This window comes from Streptomyces sp. SAI-127, assembly GCF_029894425.1.
Classification (GTDB): domain Bacteria; phylum Actinomycetota; class Actinomycetes; order Streptomycetales; family Streptomycetaceae; genus Streptomyces.
This window is the reverse complement of sequence record NZ_JARXYJ010000001.1, coordinates 6,548,071-6,562,817: the sequence shown is the minus strand read 5'-3', so window position 1 is coordinate 6,562,817 and position 14,747 is coordinate 6,548,071. Positions and strand designations below refer to the sequence as shown.

Here is a 14,747-nt window from a genome sequence, read left to right as displayed (position 1 = left end):
TATGTGCGGAATCGTCGGTTACATCGGGAAGCGTGATGTCGCCCCCCTGCTCCTGGAGGGCCTGCAGCGCCTGGAGTACCGCGGCTACGACTCGGCCGGCATAGTCGTCACCTCGCCGAAGACGGCCGGCCTGAAGATGGTCAAGGCCAAGGGCCGGGTGCGTGACCTGGAGGCCAGGGTCCCGGCCCGCTTCAAGGGCACGACCGGCATCGCCCACACCCGCTGGGCCACCCACGGCGCCCCCTCCGACGTGAACGCCCACCCGCACCTGGACGCCGAGGGCAAGGTCGCCGTCGTCCACAACGGCATCATCGACAACGCCTCCGACCTGCGCCGCAAGCTGGAGGCGGACGGTGTCGAGTTCCTCTCCGAGACCGACACCGAGGTCCTCGTCCACCTCATCGCGCGCTCCCAGGCGGAGAAGCTGGAGGACAAGGTCCGCGACACCCTGCGGGTGATCGAGGGCACCTACGGCATCGCCGTGATGCACGCCGACTTCAGCGACCGCATCGTGGTGGCCCGCAACGGCTCCCCGGTCGTCCTCGGCATCGGCGAGAAGGAGATGTTCGTCGCCTCGGACATCGCCGCACTGGTCGCCCACACGCGGCAGATAGTGACACTGGACGACGGCGAGATGGCCACCCTCAAGGCCGACGACTTCCGCACCTACACGACGGAGGGCACCCGCACCACGGCCGAGCCCACCACCGTCGAGTGGGAGGCCGCCTCCTACGACATGGGCGGCCACGACACCTACATGCACAAGGAGATCCACGAGCAGGCCGACGCCGTGGACCGCGTCCTGCGCGGCCGCATCGACGACCGCTTCTCCACCGTGCACCTGGGCGGCCTCAACCTGGACGCCCGCGAGGCCCGTCAGATCCGCCGCGTGAAGATCCTCGGCTGCGGCACCTCGTACCACGCGGGCATGATCGGTGCCCAGATGATCGAGGAGCTGGCCCGCATCCCCGCGGACGCGGAGCCCGCCTCGGAGTTCCGTTACCGCAACGCGGTCGTGGACCCGGACACCCTCTACATCGCGGTCTCGCAGTCCGGTGAGACCTACGACGTCCTCGCGGCCGTCCAGGAGCTCAAGCGCAAGGGCGCGCGCGTCCTGGGCGTGGTGAACGTGGTCGGTTCGGCGATCGCCCGGGAGGCGGACGGCGGCATCTACGTGCACGCGGGCCCGGAGGTCTGCGTCGTCTCCACGAAGTGCTTCACCAACACCACGGTGGCCTTCGCCCTCCTCGCCCTCCACCTGGGCCGCACCCGTGACCTCTCGGTCCGCGACGGCAAGCGGATCATCGAGGGCCTGCGCAAGCTCCCGGCGCAGATCACCGAGATGCTGGAGCAGGAGGAGCACATCAGGAAGCTGGCCGAGCAGTACGCCGAGGCCCGCTCGATGCTCTTCATCGGCCGTGTGCGGGGCTATCCGGTGGCCCGCGAGGCCTCCCTGAAGCTCAAGGAGGTCTCCTACATCCACGCCGAGGCCTACCCCGCCTCGGAGTTGAAGCACGGCCCCCTGGCCCTGATCGAGCCGGCCCTGCCGACGGTGGCGATCGTCCCCGACGACGACCTCCTGGAGAAGAACCGCGCCGCCCTGGAGGAGATCAAGGCCCGCAGCGGCAGGATCCTGGCGGTCGCCCACCAGCACCAGGAGAAGGCCGACGAGACGATCGTGGTCCCGAAGAACGAGGACGAACTGGACCCCATCCTGATGGGCATCCCCCTCCAACTCCTCGCGTACCACACGGCCTTGGCGCTGGGCCGGGACATCGACAAGCCCAGGAACCTCGCCAAGTCGGTAACGGTCGAGTAGGACCCCGAAGAGGGACGGACCCCACGTGATGCCACCTTCACGGGGGTCCGTCTCATCGCCGGGAAGCCGCCCGACTCCCGGCCCGCGCAGCTGACCGGTGGCCGTCACGCCCCGGCCCGCAGCACGCTTCGGTGTGCAGCGGTGCAGTGACCGCTATATGCCCTTCACAAGGGCACAAACACCTCTACGCGCGAGTAGATTTCCCCATCTCACCTGGGAGAAGGGCGAGTTACGGAATGACGATGACGGGCCGCTTCGCCCGCTTGGCGAGCCGCCCAGCGACGGAGCCGAAGATCCGCCCCACGATGCCGTGGGTGGAGCCGACGACGATCGCGTCCGCCTCGTACTCCCGCCCTACCTCCTCGAGCTCGTGGCAGATGTCTCCGCCGCGCTCGACGAGGATCCAGGGCACCTCGGCCAGGTAGTCGGCACAGGCGAGCTCGAGGCCGAGCACCTCGGTGCGGTGATCCGGCACGTCGACGAAGACCGGTGGCTCACAGCCGGCCCACACGGTGGTGGGCAGCCGGTTGGCGACATGCACGATGATCAGGCCCGAGCCGGAGCGATGGGCCATGCCGATCGCGTACGCGAGGGCGCGCTCGCTGGATGTGGAGCCGTCGAAGCCGACCACGACGCCGTGCTTGAAGGCGGGGTCGCAGGAGTGGCGTGGCTCTTCCGCCGCCAGGGGCTCGGCCGCCGTGGGATCGGCGACGGGCCGCTTGCGGTCCGCTGGTTCGAAGAATTCGTGACCGGCCATGGCTGTCTCGGCGTTGTGATCCTTGTGTGGGAGGGACGACAGTGTGCGGCGGAGCTGTGTCCGGGAAACATCTTCCCAACCCCATACCCCCAAGGGTACGGCGGCAAGCCTCCTTATCCCAGAGCCCGCCCACCGTCCGTGGGGGTTCCAGGGAGCATGCACGAGGGGCGCCCGTAACGCAATGGTTGCTGCGCTGTACAGGCGGTTTGCACAGGATGCGTGTGGCCGTCCCCGGCCTGGACCCACCGGACGGCCCCTCGATACAGTGACCGACCGGTCGAACGCGCGTTGACCTCCGTGAGCCACCCCCGCAGGGAGACGCCACAGGGAGCACGCGATGACCGGACACCGACCGCCCTCCGAGGACTCCACCACCGACGTGGTCCGCTGGGCGGCCTTCAGCTGCGTCCTCGTCCCCGTGGTTCTCGTCTGCTACGGCACCTCGCTGGCCGGCGCGGCGGGCACGGCCCTCGGTCTCGCCGCCGTCACGGCCGTCTGCCGTATCCTCCTGCGCCAGTCGGAGCGCGGCGCGGCCCGCCTGCGGGCGGAGGAGCGGGCACCCCGTCGTGGCCGTCATCACAGGAGCGGCGCCGGGGCCCATCGAGGCGGTCGTCACACCGGGGGAAATACACCGGTCGGCTGACCGGTTTCCATGCACGGGGACGATTCTTTTCAGCCAACTTCCGCACTGGGCGTGTCCCTTGGCCCGACCACCCCTCAACCCCCGTTCCACCTGCACGGATAGGGTCTCCGGGGCCCTGCGCACCCTACGTGGATTAGCCACTGCCACAAGGCGCACTTCCCTGCACGGCCCACGAGTGCAACGCTTCGTGATCGAATGCTTTACGCCAAGTTGCCATGTCGACAATGTGCCGGATGACGAACTGGTCACGCCGACACCACGGGACACAGTAGATTCGATCTTGACGTCTTACGGCGGGGGACTCGTGCAGGACCGAGGGGAAACGTGCAGGAGCGACACAACCGAGGAGCCGCGACCACCGAGGGGGGCTTAGCAGTATGAGCCACGACTCCACTGCCGCGCCGGAAGCCGCGGCCCGGAAGCTTTCCGGGCGACGCCGCAAGGAGATCGTCGCGGTGCTGCTGTTCAGCGGCGGCCCCATCTTCGAGAGTTCCATACCGTTGTCGGTGTTCGGGATTGACCGCCAGGACGCCGGCGTACCGCGCTACCGCCTTTTGGTGTGCGGTGGCGAAGAGGGCCCACTGCGGACCACAGGGGGCCTGGAACTCACCGCACCGCATGGCCTGGAAGCGATCTCACGCGCGGGCACGGTCGTCGTACCGGCCTGGCGCTCGATCACTTCACCGCCGCCGGAGGAGGCGCTCGACGCTCTGCGCCGGGCGCACGAGGAGGGCGCCCGCATCGTCGGGCTGTGCACGGGCGCCTTCGTTCTGGCCGCGGCGGGCCTGCTGGACGGCCGCCCCGCGACAACACACTGGATGTACGCACCGACGCTGGCCAAGCGCTACCCGTCGGTGCACGTCGATCCACGAGAACTCTTCGTGGACGACGGCGACGTACTGACCTCGGCCGGTACCGCGGCCGGAATCGACCTCTGTCTCCACATCGTGCGGACGGACCACGGCAACGAGGCGGCCGGCGCGCTGGCCCGCCGACTGGTGGTCCCGCCGCGCCGCTCGGGCGGTCAGGAGCGCTACCTCGACAGGTCTTTACCAGAGGAGATCGGCGCCGACCCGCTCGCCGAGGTCGTCGCCTGGGCGCTGGAGCACCTCCACGAGCAGTTCGACGTGGAGACGCTGGCGGCGCGGGCGTACATGAGCCGTCGTACGTTCGACCGCCGGTTCCGCTCGCTGACGGGTTCGGCACCGCTGCAGTGGCTCATCACGCAGCGGGTGCTGCAGGCGCAGCGGTTGCTGGAGACGTCCGACTACTCGGTGGACGAGGTCGCGGGCCGCTGCGGCTTCCGCTCGCCGGTGGCGCTGCGCGGGCACTTCCGGCGGCAGCTGGGCTCGTCCCCGGCCGCCTACCGGGCCGCGTACCGGGCCCGCCGTCCGCAGGGCGACAAGCCGGTGGACAGCGACGGCTCGGTGGGCCCGACCGGTCCCGCGCCCAGCCCGCCGGTGCAGCTGCACCCGGACAGCGGTCCGGTTCCGATCCAGAGCCGCCGCACCCCGGCCCCCGTGGGCCCGCCCTCCGAGAACGGCCGCGAGCTGTACGTCGGAGGCCGGGCGAGCCTGCCGGGGCAGCGCAGCGGCACGTGACGTCCCGACACCGGGCGGGCCACCGGGCCCGCCCGGTGTCACAGGTGGTCGCGCCGACGCGGGGCACCACAAAAGCGGACGTCAGCCGTAGGGTGTTCGCATGAACGATCGCATGGTGTGGATCGACTGCGAGATGACCGGCCTCTCGCTGTCCGACGACGCGCTCATCGAGGTTGCCGCCCTCGTCACCGACTCCGAGCTCAACGTGCTCGGCGACGGTGTGGACATCGTCATCCGCCCGCCGGACCAGGCGCTGGAGACGATGCCGGAGGTGGTGCGTCAGATGCACACCGCGTCCGGACTGCTCACCGAGCTGTCCGGCGGCACGACGCTCGCCGACGCCGAGGACCAGGTCCTCTCCTACGTCCGCGAGCACGTCAAGGAACCCGGCAAGGCCCCGCTGTGCGGCAACTCCGTCGGCACCGACCGCGGTTTCCTGCTCCGGGACATGCCCACCCTGGAGGACTACCTCCACTACCGGATCGTGGACGTCAGCTCCGTCAAGGAGCTCGCCCGGCGCTGGTACCCGCGGGCCTACTTCAACAGCCCGGAGAAGAACGGCAACCACCGCGCCCTCGCCGACATCCGCGAATCCATCGCGGAGCTGCGCTACTACCGCGAGGCGATCTTCGTCCCGCAGCCCGGACCCGACTCCGACACCGCGAAGACGATCGCCGCGAAGCACGTCCTGCCCGGGCGGTAAAAGCCGGGCGCGAGCACCCCTTCAGACCCTGTACACTTTTTCTCGGCCGGTCGGGGAAACCCAAGACAGCCGAACATGGTGGGTGTAGCTCAGTTGGTAGAGCACCTGGTTGTGGTCCAGGTGGCCGCGGGTTCAAGTCCCGTCACTCACCCCACTCACCTCAGCCGGTGATCCTGGAGACAGGGTCACCGGCTGAGGTCGTTTCAGGAGTCGGACGCCCTGAGAAAGACGCGCGCGGCCTTGCGGAAGGCCGCGACCAGCCGGCTCCGCTCCTCGGCGCGGGTCGCGAGGACCACATGGGCCGGCTCGACACCGTGCAGCGGGACCGCGGTGACATCGGGGCGGAGCGCACCGGCCCGGGGCAAGGCCGTGATGGCCAGGGCCTGTCCTGAGGCGACGAGTTCGAACTTGTCCTCCAGGGCGTCGGCCAGAGGACCGTCGGGTGCCCGTCGGCCGTCCGGTCGGGGGTCGATGCGCCAGTACGCGTTCCAGACCGGGTCGGCCACCCGGACCAGCGGCTCGTGGGCGATGTCGTCGAGGGTGACGGACTCCTTGCCGGCGAGGCGGTGACCGACCGGGAGCACCAGGACCCGGGGCTCGTCGTAGAGGACCGTCACCTGCGCCCCGTCGGTCGGGAAGGGCAGCCGGGTCACCAGTACGTCGACCTTCAGCTCGGGCAGGGCCGTGGCCCGCTCGCCCCAGTCGACGTGCGCGGTCCTGACGTCGGCGTCCGGAAAGCGCTCGCGCAGTGCGCGCACCGCCGGGGTGACGATGATCCCCGCCGTGTACCCCACGGTGATCCGGCTCGGCTCGGCGGCCGCCCGGGCAAGGCTCGCCGCCTGGGCCGCCGAGCGCAGCAGCGCCTTGGCCCGGGGCAGGAAGACCTCCCCCGCCTCGGTGAGGCTGCTCCCCTGCGGGGTCCGCTCCAGCAGTCGCGCGCCCAGCTGCTGCTCCAGCCGCATGATCTGCCGGCTCAGCGACGGCTGGGTGATGTGCAGCGCTTCGGCGGCCCGGCCGAAGTGCCGGTGCTCGGCGACGGCCGTGAAGTACCGGACCAGCCGGAGGTCGAGGTCGGTCATGCCCGAAGCGTACGCCGGGGTTCGCGGCCGCCTCCCGTGGAGAACGGCCGTCACCTGCCGTCATGCCTGATGCGTATTGCGCAATACGGAACAAGCTTTGGACTCGCCCGGTCTCTCCTTCGCACGCTGGGACCCTCACTCGTCACAGCGAAGGATCACCATGCGTGTATTCGTCACCGGTGCGACCGGCTTCGTCGGTTCCGCCGTCACCCGTGAACTCCTCGACGCCGGGCACGAGGTCCTGGGCCTGGCCCGTTCGGACCGGTCCGCGGAAGCACTGAAGTCGGCGGGAGCGGAGGTGCACCGCGGGGACCTGAACGACCTCGACAGTCTGCGCCGGGGTGCCGAGGCGGCCTTCGGGGTCGCCCACCTGGCGTTCATCCACGACTTCAGCAATCTGACCACCTCCGGCGAGGCCGACCTGCGGGCGATCGAGGCCATCGGGTCCGTCCTCGAAGGCACCGGCAAGCCCTTCGTGGTCACCTCGGGGCTGCTGACCGCACCGGGACGCCTCGGCACCGAGGAGGACCCGGCCGATCCGGACTCCCCCGCCAAGCACCGGCACGCCTCGGAGTTCGCGACGCTCGCGCTCGCCGAGCGCGGGGTGCGCTCGTCGGTGCTGCGACTTCCCCCGAGCGTGCACGGCGAGGGCGACATCGGCTTCGTGCCCATGTTCATCGACTTCGCGCGCCAGAAGGGCGTCTCGGTCATGGTGGGCGACGGCTCCAACCACTGGGCGGCCGTGCACCGGCTCGACGTGGCCCGGCTGTTCCGGCTGGCCCTGGAGGCGGCACCGGCGGGCGTACGGCTGCACGCGATCGGGGACGAGGGGGTGCCGTTCCGCGAGATCGCCGAGACCGTCGGGCGGGGTCTGGGGGTCCCGGTCGCGAGCGTGGCCCCCGAGGAGGCCACGGACCACTTCGGCTGGCTCGGCCGCTTCGCCGCCATCGACATGCGGGCGTCCGGCACGCTCACCCGGAAGCTGCTGGACTGGCAGCCGGAACACCCCGCGCTGATCCCGGACCTGGAGGCGGGCCACTACTTCACGACCGCCTGAGCCGCCCGGCTACGACACCGCCCGCCACGCCTCGACCAACTCCCGTACGCCGTCGAACCGTTCGCCCGGCTCCGGACGCGTGGCCCGTTCGACGACCGCCAACTGCTCGGCCGTACCGCGAAAGGCGTCCTCGCCGGGGCCGGCGTCCAGGAGGAGGCGGGCGGTGCGCCCGAGGAGGTGCACGGTGGTGCGGAGGCCGATGGTGGCGCCGCGTCGCCACTCTTCGGGGGCCATGAAGCGGGTGGAGCCCGGGAGGCGGTCCTCGGTCAGGACGAACGGGCCCGGGCGGTACTCGTCCAGGTCGATCAGGTGGAGCTCGTGGGCGCCGAAGTCGTAGAGGAAGGCGCCGTCGTAGAGATCCACGGCGACCTGACCCGCGGCCTCGACGGCGAGGTGGGCGTCCAGGACGCGGTCCAGGGCGTCGTGGACGCGGGCGAGGGGCAGGGCGCGGAAGCGGGCGCGGGCGGTGCGGTCGTAGAGGATCTCGCCGTCGTGCCACGGCATGACGACGGCCGTACGGCGGCCTCCCACGGTGATCCGGCGCAGTTGCGGGACGATCGCCGGATGCCGGACCGTGCGGTGGAAGGACCAGGCGCGGTCGAGCGAGCGTTGTGCGCGGTCGGTCGTGGCCTCCTTCACGAACCAGCGGGTGCCGTCGGGGAGACGGACTCCGTGGGAGAGGCAGCCGGAGTCCTGTTCGCGGAAGGAACGGAACACCTGACCCACGGTCCGCAGGTACGGCTCGGTCCCGGGGATCTCGTCGACCTCCAGCAGGGGATGGGCAGTCATGACCTCACCGGGGTGATCCTTGCGTTCAACCTCTTGATGCTGCTGTGGCTCGTGGTCGCCCTCGCCGAGGTCAGGACGACGCCCGCGCCACCAGCTCCGTGGCCAGTACCACCTGTCTGCGCTCCAGGCCCCGGGAGACCGCCGGGCGGCGGTCGGCGATCTCCGAGAGGAGGAGGTCGATCATGTGGCGGCCCATCTCCTCGATGGGCTGGCGGACGCTGGTGAGGGGCGGGTCCATGTGGCGCGCTATGGCCGAGTCGTCATAGCCGATCAGGGCCACGTCGGAGGGGATGCTCCGGCCCTCCTCGCGCAGGACCTGGCGGGCGCCGGCCGCCATGACGTCCGAGCCGGCGAAGACCGCGTCCAGGTCGGGGCGGCGGGCCAGCAGATTCGTCATCGCCCGGCGGCCGCCCTCCTCCGTGAAGTCGCCGGGTTCGATCAGTCGCTCGTCCACGTCGTGGCCCGCGTCGCGCAGCGCGTCCCGGTAGCCGTCGACGCGGCGCTGGGCGCCGTACACGTCGAGGCGGCCGGTGATGTGCGCGATCGCACTGCGGCCGCCGGCCAGGAGGTGCTCCACGGCCGAGCGGCCACCGCCGTAGTTGTCGGAGTCCACGGAGGGCAGGGTTTCCGCCGCCGAGCGCGGGCCGCTGATCACCGCCGGGATCTCCAGCTGGGACAGCAGGTCGGGAAGCGGGTCGTCGGCGTGGACCGACACCAGCAGGACGCCGTCGACCCGGTGCGCCGCCAGGTACTGGGCCAGGCGCCGGCGTTCGCGGTCGCTGCCCGCGAAGATCAGCAGGAGCTGCATCTCGGTGTCCGAGATCTCCGCGCCCACGCCCTTCAACATGTCCGAGAAGTACGGCTCCGCGAAGAACCGCGTCTCCGGTTCGGGCACGACCAGCGCGATCGCGTCCGTGCGGTTGGCCGCCAGGGCCCGCGCCGCCGTGTTCGGGACGTACCCGAGCTCCGCCACCGCCGCCTCGACCGCCGCGCGGGTGGCGTCGCTGACCCGGGGGGAGCCGTTGATCACCCGGGAAACGGTCCCCCGGCCGACGCCGGCGCGCGCGGCGACCTCTTCGAGGGTGGGCCGGCCACCGCTTCGGCTCCGCGCTCCGTGGCTTGCCATGGGCTCCGCCTTCCCACCGTGTCTCTAAGCTGGCCTGGAATTTAACAGTCCCGCGTGTGGACGTGACGGTCACGGGGACCGGCACCCCCGCACCCCACAGCTTCGTGCGCGAGCGCCGGGGCGGTCCGAGTGGGTCCAGTTAACAGGCTGATAACTGAAGGCATCTCCCCCCGCGCACTCCCTTGACACCCTCGCTCCAACCCGCGAACCTTCAACACATCACTTGTGGGAGCGCTCCCACGGTACCTGACACATAAATTTCCCGCACGTTCCCCGCCCGAGCCGCAGCAAGAACTAACGGGTCCAACAACGCAGTTGGCCGGGGGGTCGGCACGTCAGGCAACAGGAGGACGCAATGCGCACGACTACCCGCCGGTCCCACCGGCTGTTGGCCCTGGCGGCCGTCGCCGCACTGACTACGGGAGTGCTGGCCGGCTGCGCCGGCGACTCGGACGACGGCGACTCGTCGGGCTCGGGCAACAACTCCGGCGGCGGCAAGACCACGCTGACCGTCGGCACCTTCGGAGTCTTCGGCTACAAGCAGGCCGGTCTCTACGACGAGTACACGAAGCTGCACCCGGACATCACCATCAAGGAGAACGTCACCACCCGGACCGACGTCTACTGGCCGAAGGTCCTCACCCGGCTGCAGGCCGGCTCCGGCACCGACGACATCCAGGCCATCGAGGTCGGCAACATCACCGAGGCCGTGCAGACGCAGGGCTCCAAGTTCGTCGACCTCGGCAAGGACGTCGACAAGTCGCAGTGGCTGGACTGGAAGAACGCCCAGGCCACGACCACGGACGGCAAGCTCATCGGGCTCGGCACCGACATCGGCCCGATGGCGATCTGCTATCGCAAGGACCTGTTCGAGAAGGCCGGTCTGGAGACCGACCGCACCAAGCTCGCCGCGCAGTGGAAGGGCGACTGGAACAAGTACGTCGACCTCGGCAAGCAGTACATGAAGAAGGCGCCGAGCGGCACCAAGTTCGTGGACTCGGCCTCCTCCGTCTACAACGCGGTGCTCAACGGTGAGAGCGAGCGCTACTACGACAAGAGCGGCAAGGTCGTCTGGGACAAGTCCAGCGGCGTGAAGAACGCCTGGGACGTCGCGATGTCCGTGGCGACCAGCAACATGTCGGCGAAGCTCAAGCAGTTCGACAAGCCGTGGGACCAGGGCTACGCGAACGCCTCCTTCGCCACCGTGGCCTGCCCCGCCTGGATGATCGGCTACATCCAGGAGAAGTCCGGTGAGGCGGGCAAGGGCAAGTGGGACGTGGCGGCCGCGCCGACCGCGGGCAACTGGGGCGGCGCGTTCATCGGCGTGCCGACGGCGGGCAAGCACCAGAAGGAGGCCATCGCGCTGGCGAAGTGGCTGACCGCGCCCGAGCAGCAGGCGAAGGTCTTCGCCAAGCAGGCCAGCTTCCCCTCGGCCCCGTCGGCGTACTCGACCCTGAAGCCGGCTCCCGCCACCACGGAGTTCTTCAGCAACGCGCCGATCACACAGATCTTCTCCGACTCGGCGAAGACGATCCCGGCGCAGATCTTCGGCATCAAGGACCAGCCGATCAACACCGCGCTGACCGACATCGGCATCCTCCAGGTCGAGCAGAAGGGCAAGTCGCCCGAGCAGGGCTGGGACGCGGCCACGAACGAGATCAAGGACGTGCTCGGCCAGTGACAAGCCCCAAGCAGGCACTCGCGCATCCCGCGTCGAGCGCCGAGGCCGCGCCCGGCTCCCAGCCGGGCGCGGCCCGGGGCGCTCACGGTCGCGGTACGCCGCCCGAGGGCAAGAGCCCCTGGCGCAGCCGGCTGTACCGCTGGGACATGAAGGCGTCTCCGTACGTGTTCATCGCCCCCTTCTTCGTCATCTTCGGGGCGTTCTCGCTGATCCCGCTGATGTACACGGCCTGGTACTCGCTGCACGACGTGCAGTTGTCCTCGCTGGACACCCAGACCTGGGCGGGCCTGGACAACTACCAGAACCTGCTGTCCTCCGACTTCTTCTGGAACGCCCTCAAGAACACCTTCACCATCGGTGTGATCTCGACCGTGCCGCAGCTGATGGCGGCGATCGGACTCGCGCACCTGCTCAACTACCGGCTGCGCGGCTCGACCATCTGGCGGGTCGTGATGCTGACCCCGTACGCCACCTCGGTGGCGGCGGCGACCCTCGTCTTCACGCTGCTGTACTCGTGGGACGGCGGCATGGTCAACTGGCTCCTCGACTTCGTGGGCATCGACCCCATCAACTGGCGTGAGTCCGACTGGGGTTCGCAGTTCGCGGTGTCGTCGATCGTGATCTGGCGGTGGACCGGCTACAACGCGCTGATCTACCTCGCGGCGATGCAGGCCATCCCGGCCGACCTGTACGAGTCGGCGGCGATCGACGGGGCCAACCGCTGGCAGCAGTTCATCCACGTGACGGTCCCGCAGCTTCGGCCGACCATCCTGTTCACGGTGGTGGTCTCCACCATCGGCGCGACCCAGCTCTTCGGTGAGCCCCTGCTGTTCGGCGGGGTCAGCGGCTCCAAGGGCGGCTCCGAGCACCAGTACCAGACGCTCGGCCTGTACATGTACGACCAGGGCTGGATCATCGGCAACCTCGGCAAGGCGTCCGCGATCGCCTGGTCCATGTTCCTGATCCTGTTGATCGTCGCCGCGATCAACCTGCTGGTCACCCGACGTCTGAGGAAGTCCCAATGACCACCAGTGAACTGACGCTGCCTCAGGCAGATCCTCAGGCGGGGAAGAAGCGGGGCGCCTCCCGTCGGGTGATGGGCGCGGGCAAGCAGCTGCACGCGGGCCCGGTGACCTACCTGGTCCTGGCGGTCTTCGCGCTCGTCTCGCTGGCGCCCCTGGTGTGGACGGCGATCGCGGCCTCGCGTACCGACCACCGGCTCGCCGAGACGCCGCCGCCGCTGTGGTTCGGCGGGAACCTGTTCAAGAACATGCAGACCGCGTGGGACGAGGCCGGCCTCGGCACCGCCATGCTCAACAGCGTGATCGTCGCGGGCGCCATCACGATCAGCACGGTGCTGTTCTCCACGCTCGCCGGATTCGCCTTCGCCAAGCTGCGGTTCAGGTTCTCGGGCTTTCTGCTGCTGCTGACGATCGGCACGATGATGATCCCGCCGCAGCTGGCGGTCGTACCGCTGTATCTGTGGATGGCCGACCTCGGGTGGTCGAACCAGCTCCAGACGGTCATCCTGCCCACTCTGGTGACGGCCTTCGGCACCTTCTTCATGCGGCAGTACCTCGTGCAGGCGCTGCCGAGCGAGCTGATCGAGGCGGCCCGGGTGGACGGGGCGAGCAGCATCCGGGTGGTGTGGCACGTGGTCTTCCCGGCCGCGCGGCCTGCGATGGCCGTGCTCGGGCTGCTGACCTTCGTGTTCGCCTGGAACGACTTCCTGTGGCCGATCATCGCCCTGAACCAGCAGAACCCGACCGTGCAGGTCGCCCTGAACTCGCTCGGCACCGGCTATGTCCCCGACCAGGCCGTGATCATGGCGGGCGCGTTCCTCGGCACGCTGCCGCTGCTGATCGCCTTCATCCTGTTCGGCAAGCAGATCGTGGGCGGCATCATGCAGGGTGCGATCAAGGGCTGACACCCGTCACACGGTTTTCCACCCTCTCCCCTGGGGCCGGGCCGGCGCCGCCTCGGCCCCTTCCTCTCCCCTCCCCCCTCCATCAGTCGCTCTGACGACCTCCAATGGGAGCGCTTCCATGCCTGAGTCCGAAACGCCGGCGAGCCCGGTGACCTTTCCCCCCGCCTTCCTGTGGGGCGCCGCGACCTCCGCCTACCAGATCGAGGGGGCGGTGCGGGAGGACGGCCGTACGCCCTCCATCTGGGACACCTTCAGTCATACCCCGGGCAAGACGGCCGGCGGCGAGCACGGTGACATCGCTGTCGACCACTACCACCGCTACCGCGACGACGTGGCGCTCATGGCCGACCTGGGCCTGACGGCGTACCGTTTCTCGATCTCCTGGTCCCGGGTGCAGCCGACCGGCCGCGGCCCCGCGGTCCAGCGGGGTCTGGACTTCTACCGCCGGCTGGTGGACGAGCTCCTCGCGCACGGCATCAAGCCCGCCGTGACGCTCTACCACTGGGACCTGCCCCAGGAGCTGGAGGACGCGGGCGGCTGGCCGGAGCGCGACACGGCCTACCGCTTCGCGGAGTACGCGCAGATCGTCGGTGAGGCGCTCGGCGACCGGGTGGAGCAGTGGATCACCCTCAACGAGCCGTGGTGCGCGGCCTTCCTGGGCTACGCGTCCGGGGTGCACGCGCCGGGCCGTACGGACCCCGCGGCCTCGCTGAAGGCGGCGCACACGCTGAACCTGGCGCACGGACTGGGCACTTCGGCGCTGCGCGCGTCGATGCCGGCCCGCAACTCGGTGGCGCTCAGCCTCAACTCCTCGGTGGTCAGGCCCTTCTCGCAGGACGCGGCGGACCTGGCGGCGGCGCAGAAGATCGACGACCTGGCCAACGGTGTCTTCCACGGGCCGATCCTGCACGGGGCGTATCCGCAGACGCTGTTCACGGCGACGGAGCTGATCACGGACTGGTCGTTCGTCGAGGACGGCGATCTCGCCCTGATCAACCAGCCACTGGACGCGCTGGGCCTCAACTACTACACGCCGGCACTGGTGTCGTCCGCCGACGCGGACACCAGCGGGCCGCGCGCCGACGGTCACGGCAGCAGCACGCACTCCCCGTGGCCCGGGGCGGACGACGTCACGTTCCACCAGACGCCCGGTGAGCGCACCGAGATGGGCTGGACGATCGACCCGACGGGCCTGCACGACCTGATCATGCGCTACACGCGCGAAGCTCCGGGGCTGCCGCTGTACATCACCGAGAACGGCGCGGCCTACGACGACAAGCCCGACCCCGACGGCCGCGTCCACGACCCCGAGCGGATCGCCTACCTGCAGGGCCACCTCGCCGCGGTCCGCCGCGCGATCGCCGACGGCGCGGACGTCCGGGGCTACTACCTGTGGTCCCTGCTGGACAACTTCGAGTGGGCGTACGGCTACGAGAAGCGTTTCGGCGCGGTCTACGTGGACTACGCGACGCTGGAACGGACACCCAAGTCCAGCGCCCTCTGGTACGGCCAGGCAGCCCGCACGGGCACGCTCCCGGAGGTCCAGAGCATCCAGTAACCACCGC

The 14,747-nt window shown here is 69.8% G+C and carries 13 protein-coding genes and 1 tRNA gene; 10 read left to right on the top strand and 4 right to left on the bottom strand.

The features are described 5' to 3' along the window. The first annotated feature begins 1 nt into the window (after window position 1). Window positions 2-1,819: a glutamine--fructose-6-phosphate transaminase (isomerizing) gene (glmS, locus tag M2157_RS30320; RefSeq protein WP_280857800.1), complete on the top strand. Its 1,818-nt coding sequence runs from the start codon at window positions 2-4 to the stop codon at window positions 1,817-1,819. A gap of 229 nt (window positions 1,820-2,048) precedes the next feature. Here glmS and M2157_RS30315 read toward each other — a convergent pair whose 3' ends face one another. Next, entirely contained in the window at window positions 2,049-2,576 is a 528-nt protein-coding gene (locus M2157_RS30315) for a universal stress protein (RefSeq protein ID WP_020123262.1), read from the bottom strand. 337 nt (window positions 2,577-2,913) lie between these two features. On the opposite strand from M2157_RS30315, the gene M2157_RS30310 reads away from it, so the two are divergent. The 4 genes from M2157_RS30310 (at window position 2,914) to M2157_RS30295 (ending at window position 5,677) form a co-directional block, all read left to right on the top strand. Next, window positions 2,914-3,219: a hypothetical protein gene (locus tag M2157_RS30310; RefSeq protein WP_057609679.1), complete on the top strand. Its 306-nt coding sequence runs from the start codon at window positions 2,914-2,916 to the stop codon at window positions 3,217-3,219. 377 nt (window positions 3,220-3,596) lie between these two features. Then, complete coding sequence (locus M2157_RS30305) at window positions 3,597-4,820, top strand: helix-turn-helix domain-containing protein (RefSeq protein WP_057609680.1); 1,224 nt, start codon at window positions 3,597-3,599, stop codon at window positions 4,818-4,820. Window positions 4,821-4,920: 100 nt separating this feature from the next. Beyond that, complete coding sequence (gene orn / locus M2157_RS30300) at window positions 4,921-5,523, top strand: oligoribonuclease (RefSeq protein ID WP_057609681.1); 603 nt, start codon at window positions 4,921-4,923, stop codon at window positions 5,521-5,523. Between the two features lie 78 nt (window positions 5,524-5,601). After that, window positions 5,602-5,677, top strand: a tRNA-His gene (locus M2157_RS30295). 49 nt (window positions 5,678-5,726) lie between these two features. Here the strand turns inward: M2157_RS30295 and M2157_RS30290 are convergent. Beyond that, window positions 5,727-6,602, bottom strand: coding sequence for a LysR family transcriptional regulator (locus M2157_RS30290; protein ID WP_280866755.1), 876 nt, complete (start codon window positions 6,600-6,602; stop codon window positions 5,727-5,729). A gap of 160 nt (window positions 6,603-6,762) precedes the next feature. Between M2157_RS30290 and M2157_RS30285 the strand changes: the two genes are divergently transcribed. After that, window positions 6,763-7,659, top strand: coding sequence for an SDR family oxidoreductase (locus tag M2157_RS30285; protein WP_280866754.1), 897 nt, complete (start codon window positions 6,763-6,765; stop codon window positions 7,657-7,659). 9 nt (window positions 7,660-7,668) lie between these two features. Here the strand turns inward: M2157_RS30285 and M2157_RS30280 are convergent, their stop codons facing one another. Together M2157_RS30280 and M2157_RS30275 are read right to left on the bottom strand one after the other, a co-directional pair. Further along, on the bottom strand, window positions 7,669-8,448 hold the full coding sequence (locus M2157_RS30280) for a serine/threonine protein kinase (protein ID WP_280857803.1): 780 nt from the start codon (window positions 8,446-8,448) through the stop codon (window positions 7,669-7,671). Between the two features lie 70 nt (window positions 8,449-8,518). Next, the gene (locus M2157_RS30275) at window positions 8,519-9,574 is read right to left on the bottom strand and encodes a LacI family DNA-binding transcriptional regulator (protein ID WP_280866753.1); all 1,056 of its coding nucleotides are present in this window, start codon (window positions 9,572-9,574) and stop codon (window positions 8,519-8,521) included. A 355-nt stretch (window positions 9,575-9,929) separates the two neighbouring features. Here M2157_RS30275 and M2157_RS30270 point away from each other — a divergent pair, with 355 nt between their 5' ends. From M2157_RS30270 to M2157_RS30255, 4 genes are all read left to right on the top strand, one after another. Beyond that, window positions 9,930-11,255, top strand: coding sequence for an ABC transporter substrate-binding protein (locus M2157_RS30270; protein WP_280857805.1), 1,326 nt, complete (start codon window positions 9,930-9,932; stop codon window positions 11,253-11,255). Then, window positions 11,252-12,280, top strand: coding sequence for a sugar ABC transporter permease (locus M2157_RS30265; RefSeq protein ID WP_280857806.1), 1,029 nt, complete (start codon window positions 11,252-11,254; stop codon window positions 12,278-12,280). The genes M2157_RS30270 and M2157_RS30265 overlap by 4 nt, the downstream gene beginning before the upstream one ends. Further along, complete coding sequence (locus M2157_RS30260; RefSeq protein ID WP_280857807.1) at window positions 12,277-13,182, top strand: carbohydrate ABC transporter permease; 906 nt, start codon at window positions 12,277-12,279, stop codon at window positions 13,180-13,182. Before M2157_RS30265 ends, M2157_RS30260 begins: the two co-directional genes overlap by 4 nt. A gap of 118 nt (window positions 13,183-13,300) precedes the next feature. Beyond that, window positions 13,301-14,740: a GH1 family beta-glucosidase gene (locus M2157_RS30255; RefSeq protein WP_280857808.1), complete on the top strand. Its 1,440-nt coding sequence runs from the start codon at window positions 13,301-13,303 to the stop codon at window positions 14,738-14,740. Window positions 14,741-14,747: the final 7 nt, after the last annotated feature.